General features: G+C 73.0%; 8 protein-coding genes. 5 read left to right on the top strand and 3 right to left on the bottom strand.

The genetic code is table 11. The features are described 5' to 3' along the window. Positions 1-150: 150 nt before the first annotated feature. A complete protein-coding gene (locus GL263_RS15460) occupies positions 151-1,605 on the bottom strand; it encodes an MFS transporter (protein WP_182856294.1) in 1,455 nt (484 codons plus the stop codon). A 178-nt stretch (positions 1,606-1,783) separates the two neighbouring features. Between GL263_RS15460 and GL263_RS15455 the strand changes: the two genes are divergently transcribed. The 5 genes from GL263_RS15455 to GL263_RS15435 all read left to right on the top strand — a co-directional run bounded on the left by GL263_RS15455 (position 1,784) and on the right by GL263_RS15435 (position 6,921). Further along, positions 1,784-3,337, top strand: a complete 1,554-nt coding sequence (locus GL263_RS15455; RefSeq protein WP_182856293.1) for a DUF1996 domain-containing protein — start codon at positions 1,784-1,786, stop codon at positions 3,335-3,337. A 170-nt stretch (positions 3,338-3,507) separates the two neighbouring features. Beyond that, positions 3,508-3,843 carry a hypothetical protein gene (locus GL263_RS15450; protein WP_182856292.1) on the top strand — a complete coding sequence of 112 codons (336 nt, stop codon included), beginning with the start codon at positions 3,508-3,510 and terminating at the stop codon, positions 3,841-3,843. Positions 3,844-4,117: 274 nt separating this feature from the next. Continuing rightward, complete coding sequence (locus tag GL263_RS15445) at positions 4,118-4,759, top strand: class I SAM-dependent methyltransferase (protein WP_182856291.1); 642 nt, start codon at positions 4,118-4,120, stop codon at positions 4,757-4,759. After that, positions 4,759-5,730, top strand: coding sequence for an N-acetylmuramoyl-L-alanine amidase (locus GL263_RS15440; RefSeq protein ID WP_182856290.1), 972 nt, complete (start codon positions 4,759-4,761; stop codon positions 5,728-5,730). The genes GL263_RS15445 and GL263_RS15440 overlap by 1 nt, the downstream gene beginning before the upstream one ends. A 309-nt stretch (positions 5,731-6,039) precedes the next feature. Then, positions 6,040-6,921: a hypothetical protein gene (locus GL263_RS15435; RefSeq protein WP_438947961.1), complete on the top strand. Its 882-nt coding sequence runs from the start codon at positions 6,040-6,042 to the stop codon at positions 6,919-6,921. A gap of 86 nt (positions 6,922-7,007) precedes the next feature. Here GL263_RS15435 and GL263_RS15430 read toward each other — a convergent pair whose 3' ends face one another. Together GL263_RS15430 and GL263_RS15425 are read right to left on the bottom strand one after the other, a co-directional pair. Continuing rightward, complete coding sequence (locus GL263_RS15430) at positions 7,008-8,075, bottom strand: prenyltransferase (RefSeq protein ID WP_182856288.1); 1,068 nt, start codon at positions 8,073-8,075, stop codon at positions 7,008-7,010. Beyond that, on the bottom strand, positions 8,072-8,812 hold the full coding sequence (locus GL263_RS15425; protein WP_182856287.1) for a class I SAM-dependent methyltransferase: 741 nt from the start codon (positions 8,810-8,812) through the stop codon (positions 8,072-8,074). The genes GL263_RS15430 and GL263_RS15425 overlap by 4 nt, the downstream gene beginning before the upstream one ends. Positions 8,813-8,854: the final 42 nt, after the last annotated feature.

Below are 8,854 nucleotides of genomic sequence, written 5' to 3'. Positions count from 1 at the left end.
GCCCGGCGGTGGTCGACGGGTCGACGGGTCGACGAGGCGACGGCGACAACCGGGCCCCGGCCGGCCCATCCCGAGGGGAGAACACGTTCCAGCCGGCTCGGCTCCCTGTATAGGCGCCTTGTTGACGGGAAGTCAACACCGACGTCCCGATCACCTTCCGGAGCGCACGGGCGGGGTGGCGCGGCCGGGCAGCGCGGTGAGCATCAGCGCCACCGACACGGTCAGCACGACCGCGCTGACGAGGAAGCTCACGCCCAGCCCGTGCGCCACCTCCGCCGGGTCGGAGCTGTCGCCGCCGTGCGCGGTGGCGACGGTGGTGAGCACCGCGATTCCCAGCGCGCCGCCCATCGTGCGGGAGGTGTTGACCAGGCCGGAGACCAGGCCGGCCTCTTCCGGCGCGGCGCCGGCGGTGGCAAGCGTGGCGAGCGGTGTCGCGGCCAGCCCGACGCCGACGGCCATCAGCACCCCGGGCACCAGCACGCTTGTCGGGTAGCTGCCGTCGGCGTCCATGCCGCTCTGCCACAGGCAGCCGACGGCGGCCACCAGCACCCCGACGACGGCCAGGTTGCGGGCGCCGGTGAAGGCCATGAGGCGCGGCGCGAGCTTCGAGGCGAGCACGATGCCCAGCGACTGCGGTATGAAGCCGAGCCCGGCCTGGAGCGGGGTGAACCCCAACACGTTCTGCATGTACAAGGAGATGAAGAACCACATGGAGAACATCGCCGCGCCGTTGATGAACATCGCGGCGTTCGCCGCCGAGACCGTACCGAAGCGGAAGACCCGCAGCGGCACCAGCGGCGCCCGCACCCGGGCCTCGACGGCGACGAAGCAGCCGAGCAGCAGCACGCCGCCGCCGAGCGGGAGCAGCGCGCCGGGCGACGACCAGCCCACCGACTCCGTCTGCACGACGCCGTACGCCAGCGCCGCCAGGCCGCCGGTGACCAGCGCGGCGCCGGGCAGGTCCAGCCGGCGGCCGCCGCGCACCCGCCGCTCGGTGAGCCACAGCGCGGCGGCCACCAGCACGACCGCGCCGATCGGCACGTTGATCAGCAGCACCCAGCGCCAGGACAGGGCGTCGGTGAGCACACCGCCGACCAGGCCGCCGGCCGCGCCGCCACCGGCGCCGACGGCCGTCCAGGTGCCTATCGCCCGGGCGCGGGCCGGGCCCTCCGGGAAGGAGGAGGTGAGGATCGTCAGCGTCGCCGGGGAGAGCACGGCCGCGCCGACGCCCTGGGCGGCGCGGGCGGCGACCAGTTGCCAGCCCTCCTGCGCGAGCCCGCCGGCGAGGCTCGCGACGGTGAACAGGCCGAGCCCACAGAGGAAGGTCGCCTTGCGGCCGAACAGGTCGGCCGCGCGACCGCCGAGCAGCATCAGCCCGGCGAAGGTGAGGGTGTAGGCGTTCAGCACCCACTGGAGGCCGGGGGCGCTCATTCCGAGGTCGGCGCGCATCGACGGCAGCGCCACGTTGACAACCGAGACGTCCAGCACCACGAGGAACTGGCCGAGGCAGGCGGCGAGCAGCACCACAAAGCCGTGTCCGCCGCCCTCGCGCTTCTCCCGCCCCCGCCCCGCGAACACGTCGTCGCCGCTCGTCAACCGCTTCATCGGGCCATGGTCGCACCCGCCGCCGACAGTCCGGTCCGCCCCCCGTACGGCCGCTCTCCCGTTCCCCTCTCAGCGCGTCCGGAAACTTGAGCACCTTTGAGCACTTCACCCCCGGCTCGGATCCCGGTCAGCAGCATGAGAGCGCGCCCTACCCCCGCTAGGACAGGAGAGGGATTCCATGAGTGTCAAGACGCATCGGCGCTCCCGGCTGCGTAACAGAACGGCCGCCGCCGGGCTGGCACTGCTGCTGGGGGGCGGCGGTCTGGTGGCAGCCAACGTCTACGCCAGCGCCGGCAGTTCACAAGGCACCGCCCCGCGCGCCGCCCAGCCGCAGGACCAGGCGGCCCGGGGCATGTCGACGATCGCCTGCCCCGAGGTGGCCGACGCGCTGCCGGAGGTCCCCCGCCAGGCCCGCCGCGAGGTGAGCCGGAACCTCGCGCAGCTGGACGCCCAGGTCGCGTTCGCCTACAAGAAGCTGCGCTGGTCGGACCGGCAGATACGGCAGGACCCGAACTACGCCCGCAACGCCATTCTCGGCCCGCTGGAGAACCGCCGCACGGCGGCGATCGACCGGATCGCCATCGCCATCAGCCGCAACGCGCCCCGCCCCTCGGGGCTGGAACGGCTCGCCGGCTGCGAGCTGAAGGAGAACGTGCCGGAACCCATCGCGGCCGACCCTCGCAACGAGGAGCAGAACGGCGGCGACCGGAACGGCAACGGGCGCGACGGCGGGGCGCCCGGGCAGGACGGCGACCAGAACAACCAGGACGGGAACAACCAGGAAGGCAACGGGCAGAACGGGAACGGCCAGAACGGCAACAACCAGAACGGGAACGCGCAGCCCGGCGGTCCGGCCCGTTCGGACTTCGTGGACATCACCCGCGTCCGGCCGAACGTGCCGCAGCAGCGCATCCGCAACGGCGCCTCGCGGGGCAAGTTCACCACCGAGTGCGGCCGCAACGAGAACGGCCTGTTCAACCCGGACAACGTCATCGTCGCCCCCGGTGTGAGCAACGGCGCCCACCACATGCACGACTACGTCGGCAACCAGGGCAACGACGCGTTCGCCAGCGACAACGACCTCGCCCGAGCGCAGACGACCTGCGTCAACCAGAACGACAAGTCGTCCTACTTCTGGCCGGTGCTGCGGCTCCAGAACGGCCAGAACGAGCGGGACGCCAACGAGCCCGGCGGCGGCCAGGACGGCAACGTCGGCCAGATCCAGACGCCGTCGTCGGTGACCCTCACCTTCGAGGGCAACCCCCGGCAGAAGGTGACGGCGATGCCGCGCTTCCTGCGGATCATCACCGGTGACGCCAAGGCGTTCACCAACGGTGTCGGGAACGCCAACGCCTCCTGGAGCTGCACCGGCTTCGAGAACCGCCAGCTGAAGAACAAGTACCCGATCTGCCCCGAGGGCAGCCAGGTCGTCCGCACCCTGCGCTTCCAGAGCTGCTGGGACGGCAGCAACATCGACAGCGCCAACCACCGCACGCACGTCGACTTCACCCGGCGCGACGGGAGTTGCAAGCGCGGCTTCCGGGCCATCCCGCAGATGGTCCAGCGCATCACCTACGACCTGCCCAGGGGAACGACGTTCGCGGTCGACTCCTTCCCCGAGCAGCTGCACAAGCCGATCACCGACCACGGCGACTTCATCAACGTCATGTCGGACCGGCTGATGAAGCGGGTCACGAACTGCATCAACTCCGGCCGCAACTGCAAGAACTGACCGACGTGCCGGCCCTGATGGGGGCCGGCGGAGAGGAGGCACCGATGCTGTCGTCCGCAGGGCACAGGAGGAGCTTCGCGGGAGCGGCCGGAGCGGCTGCCGTGTGCGCGGCGCTGCTACTGCTCCTCGGCCGGGCGGGAGACAGCGGGCCGTCGGGCGGGAGTGAGAGTGTGAGGAAGCCCCCGGCCGCCGCCACGTTGGAGCAGCTCGCCGCCGAGGTGTCGTGCGACCTCACGGTCAACGTCGACGCGAGCGAGGTACGTCAGGGCGTGTGCGGAAGCGGGAAGTCCCGTTTCGTCCTGGCGACCTTCACCTCGGCCGGTGGGCAGCGGGCCTGGCTTGACGAGGCCAAGCCCTACGGCGGCACCTACCTGGTCGGCAGCCGCTGGCTGGCCGTCGGAGAACCGGCGGAGCTGAAACGGCTGCGCGGCAGACTGGGCGGCACGGTGGAAAGGGGTGACTCGCACGATTCCGGCCGCCACAGTGGTACCGGACACCACCACTGAACCCGCCGGGAGGTGACCGGACCTCCGGCGGTGTCCGCCAGGACGCGGGCGTCGGGCGCTGTTCCCCTCCACAGCCTGGAGCGCCCCCACCCGCGTCCACCCTCGGGACGAGGGGTCATCGACCCGGCCGGCCGACGTCACGTCAGCCGGCCGGGTCCTCCGCGTCACCACATTCCCCGTGTGTGTCCCCGCGCGCGTCCCCGCGCGTGCGCGGCCCGGCGCGTGGGGCGACCCCCGGCTGGGCAGTCGGCCGGCGATGGGGCAGCATGACGGCATGAGCACTCCCCCGCCCGAGACACTCGCCGCCTTCGAGGCCGCGAAGGGCTTCATGCCCAGCGACGAGGGGCTTGCCCTGTACGCGGCCGCCGTGGAGGCCGCCGCGACGGGCCTGCCGCTGCTGGAAGTGGGCACGTACTGCGGCCGTTCGACGATCCTGCTGGCGGAGGCCGCCCGGGCGGGCGGGGTCACGGCGGTCACCGTCGACCACCACCGGGGCAGCGAGGAGCAGCAGCCGGGCTGGGAGTACCACGACCCGGGGCTGGTCGACCCCGAGGTCGGGCTGATGGACACCCTGCCCACCTTCCGCCGCACCCTGCGCGCGGCCGGGCTGGAGGACCACGTCGTGGCGATCGTCGGGCGTTCGCCGCAGGTCGCCGCCGTGTGGGGGCGGCCGCTCGGCCTCGTCTTCGTCGACGGCGGCCACACCGACGAGCACGCCAGCGCCGACTACGAGGGCTGGGCGCCGCATCTGGCCGTGGGCGGACTGCTGGTCGTGCACGACGTCTTCCCCGATCCCGCCGACGGCGGTCAGGCGCCCTTCCGGGTGTACCGGCGGGCGCTGGAGTCCGGTGCCTTCCGCGAGGAGTCGGTGACCGGTTCGCTGCGGGTGCTGCGCCGCACGGGCGACGGCGTCTGATGTCCGGCGGGCGCCGTCTGTTCACCGTGCTCGCGGTGGTGCTGCCGCTGTGCGTGGCGGCCGGTCTGGTGTGGCTGGTGGCGCAACGCGCCGGCGGCGGACGGGAGGAGGAAGCCGGCCGCCCCACCGGCGCGCCGTCGGCGGCCGGTTCGGCGGACGCGACGCCCGGGGAGCCCTCGGAACCCGCCGACCCGGCCGAACCGTCCGGTTCCTCGCCCGACGTGGCCCCCGGCCCGTCGACGTCCGGGCCGGCCGACGGAGACGCCCGCCCCGGCGGGTCGAAGGCCCTCGCCGGCAGGGTGGTGGTGATCGACCCCGGCCACAACCCGGGCAACCGGAACCACCCGGCCGAGCTCAACCGGCTTGTCGACATCGGCACGGGCCGCAAGGAGTGCGACACCACCGGCACGGCGAGCAACGCCGGCTATCCGGAGGCGAGGTTCACCCTGGAGGTCTCCCGCCGGGTGCGGACGCTGCTGGAGGAGCGCGGCGCCGAGGTGAGGTTCACGCAGGACGACGACCGCCCGTTCGGCCCGTGCATCGACGAGCGCGCCCGCATCGGCAACCGCGCGAAGGCGGACGCCGTCGTCTCCGTGCACGCGGACGGCTCGGCGCCCGGCAACCGGGGCTTCCACGTCATCCTGCCGGCGGCCGTGAAGTCCGGCGCGGCGGACACCACCGGGATCGTCGAGGAGTCCCGGCGGCTCGGCGGCCACCTCGCCGACCACTACCGCTCGGCCACCGGGATGCGGCCGGCCGGCTACCTGGGACCGCGCACGGCGGCGACGGGGCTGACCACGCGCGACGACCTCGGCGGACTGAACCTCTCCCGGGTGCCGAAGGTGTTCCTGGAGTGCGGCAACATGCGCGACGCGGAGGACGTCGCACTGCTGACCGACCCGGCGTGGCAGGGGAAGGCCGCGCGCGGAATCGCTGACGGAGTGACGTCGTTCCTGGTAGGAAAGCGTTAGCGAGCGGCGGGGGACGACCACGGGGGACGCGCCACCGAGGACATGCCACCCAACTCGCACAACCGGGACAGCCGTCGCATCCCGTGGCACCCGGTACCGGAGCGCGGGGGGATGCGGGCGGCGGCGCCGTGTGTCCGTACGATGGTGCAGCCCCCGTGATGACCGGACCATGACGACAAGATCGACGAAGGATCTGATGTGAACAACCGCTCGCTCACCCGAGGCGACGCAGTGGTGCTCGTGGCAGCGGCACTGCTGTTGCTCGCCTCGTTCCTCAACTTCTACACGGCGGACACCGGGGGTCTGCGGCTGCCGCCGGGCACCGACATCCCCTTCGAACGCAACGGATGGTCCAACCTCTACTGGCCGGTCCTGCCCGCGATCTTCCTTCCCGGTCTGATCTCGGCCGGTCTCACGGTCGGCTCCCGCTTCCTGCCGGAGAACACGCAGTTCCTCGGCCTGAAGCTGACCCAGTGGGGCGTCGCCCTCGCGGTCTTCGCCACCTGGTCCGCCGTCTGGACGCTGACCCGGAAGTTCGGCAGCGTCATCGACAACCTGAACGTCGGTGCCGGTCAGTGGATCGCGCTGCTGGCGCTGTTCCTGCTCACCGGTGCGACGATCGCCGGCTCGTACGTGCCGGCGCTGCGGGTCCCGCTGATCTCCGGTTCCGGGACGAACGCGGGCCTGACGCCATACGGTCAGCCGCAGCAGGGCCAGCCCGGCCAGCCGCACCTCGGCCAGCCGCAGCCCGGCGGCTACGGCTACCCCGGCGCCCACCAGCCCGGCCAGCCCCAGCCGGGCCAGCAGCAGCCCGGTCAGCCCCAGCCCGGCCAGCAGCAGCCCGGCGGGTACGGCTACCCGGCGCCGCAGCAGCAGGGCCAGCCGTCGTACGGCGGCCCGCAGCAGGGTGGCCCGCAGCAGGGCGGGCAGGCGCAGCCGGCCCAGCACCAGCAGCCCGCGCAGCCGCAGCCGCAGGCCACCGCGCCGGACCCGAACTTCCAGCCGTTCTGGTTCGCCGTGCCGGCCGCCCGGCCGCTGTTCGGCGAGGACGGCTCGCCCAACCCGATCGCCGAACTCGCCCCGGGCACCTGGTACCTGGCGGTCGAGCAGCGTGGTCAGGCCCTGATCGCCCAGACCCAGGACGGTCGTCGCGGCGTCCTCCAGGACACCTCGGGCATCCAGCGCGGCTGAGCGGTCCGCGCACGGCAACGCCGAACGGCCCGCCGCCCCGGAGAGGGGTGGCGGGCCGCTCGGCGTTGTCGTGTCTCTCCCGGCCGTCAGCAGCAGTCCGGGGCCAGGCCGAGCGGCAACCGCTCGCCGCCGAAGACCTGCACGGTCGCCTCGTCGCCGCCGAGCGCGGCGACGGCCAGCAGCACCGAGCCGGCCGTCCACGTCGTCTGCTCCCGCGGCCACACGGCCTCGTCGGTGAAGACGTAGCCCGTCCAGTACATGCCGTTGTCGGCGCGCAGGTGGCCGATCCACCGCAGTACGTCCAGCGCGCGGTCGGACTCGCCCACCGCCCACAGGGCAAGCGCCAACTCCGCGCTCTCACCGCCCGTCACCCACGGGTTCGGCACCACGCAGCGCACTCCGAGGCCCGGCACGACAAACTCGTCCCAGCGTTCCCGGAGTCGGTCGCGGCCGGCCTGCCCGGTGACCGCGCCGCCGAGCACCGGGTAGTACCAGTCCATCGAGTAGCGGGACTTGTCCAGGAAGCGCTCCGGGTGGTGGGCGATCGCGTGTCCCAGGCACCCGGCCGCCAACTCCCAGTCCGGCTGCGGCTCTTCGCGGTGTTCGGCCAGCGCCAGGGCGCAGCGCAGCGCGTGGTGGACGGACGAGGAGCCGGTGAGCAGCGCGTCCGTCACGGGCGTGCCGTCGTCCTCGCGCTTCCAGCCGATCTGCCCGCCGGGCTGCTGGAGTTCGAGGACGAACTCCACGGCGGCGGTCACGACCGGCCACATCCGCTCGACGAACGCCTCGTCGCCGGTGGCCAGATAGTGGTGCCAGACGCCGACGGCCACGTAGGCGCAGAAGTTGCTCTCCCGCCCCCGGTCGGTGGGGGCCGTGGCGTCGCCGTCCTGGTAGGCCGCGTACCAGGAGCCGTCCGGCAGTTGGTGCCGGGCGAGCCAGTCGTAGGCCGCCTCGGCCCGGTCGTGCTCGCCCGCCGTGTCCAGCGCCATGGCGGCCTCGACGTGGTCCCACGGGTCGAGGTGGTGGCCCCGGAACCAGGGGATCGCGCCGTCCTCGCGCTGGCCGGCCGCGATGCCGGCCACGGTCTGCCTGGCCTGCTCGGCCGTCAGGACGCCCGGCAGGATCAGCCGTTCGGTGCGCTCCGGGCTTGTCACGCCGCCACCTCCGGGTGGTGCGGCTTGGTGGCGTAGACGACCAGGCTCTTGCCGATGAGCGGGTCGAGCGCCTTCTCGGCGAGCCGGGTGGCCAGCGGCTTCTTCATGATGTCCCAGACCAGCAGCTTGTGGTAGGCGCGGACCGGCAGCGCCGCCTCGTCGCCGTCCTTCTCCACCCCGAAGGCGCACTTGAGCCACCAGTACGGGGAGTGCAGGGCGTGCGCGTGGTGGCTGCCGTAGGGCCGCAGCCCGGCCTCCCGGATCCGGCCGAGGAGTTCGTCGGCCTTGTAGATGCGGATGTGGCCGCCCTCCACCTCGTGGTAGGCGTCGGACAGCGCCCAGCAGATCCGCTCGGGGCCGTAGCGCGGCACGGTGACCGCGATCCGGCCGCCGGGCCGCAGCACCCGGACCATCTCGGCGAGCACGCCCTTGTCGTCGTGGATGTGCTCCATCACCTCGGAGATGATCACGACGTCGAAGCTGTCGTCGGGGAAGGGCAGGGCGAGCGCGTCGCCCTCCATCGCGGTGGCCGTCGCGCCCTTCGGCGCCTCCCCGGCCTCCTCCATGGCGGCGAACCACTTCGCCACCTCGCGGATCTCCTCGCTGTTGCGGTCCAGCGCCACCACCCGGGCGCCGCGCCGGTAGCACTCGAAGGCGTGCCGGCCGGCGCCGCAGCCCAGATCGAGCACTCGGTCGCCTGGGGCGAGCGGGAACCGGGAGAAGTCGACGGTCAGCACGGGCTCTCTGCTTTCGTCCGGGGGTGGGGGCGTGGGATGGGG

The organism is Streptomyces durbertensis (assembly GCF_014156695.1).
Taxonomy (GTDB): Bacteria; Actinomycetota; Actinomycetes; order Streptomycetales; family Streptomycetaceae; genus Streptomyces; species Streptomyces durbertensis.
This window is presented reverse-complemented; position numbering and strand designations above follow the sequence as displayed.

Bases quoted from the DNA above. Each gene is read 5' to 3' on its own strand.
- GL263_RS15460 (WP_182856294.1), bottom strand. From the start codon at position 1,605: ATGAAGCGGTTGACGAGCGGCGACGACGTGTTCGCGGGGCGGGGGCGG.
- GL263_RS15455 (WP_182856293.1), top strand. From the start codon at position 1,784: ATGAGTGTCAAGACGCATCGGCGCTCCCGGCTGCGTAACAGAACGGCC.
- GL263_RS15445 (WP_182856291.1), top strand. From the start codon at position 4,118: ATGAGCACTCCCCCGCCCGAGACACTCGCCGCCTTCGAGGCCGCGAAG.
- GL263_RS15440 (WP_182856290.1), top strand. From the start codon at position 4,759: ATGTCCGGCGGGCGCCGTCTGTTCACCGTGCTCGCGGTGGTGCTGCCG.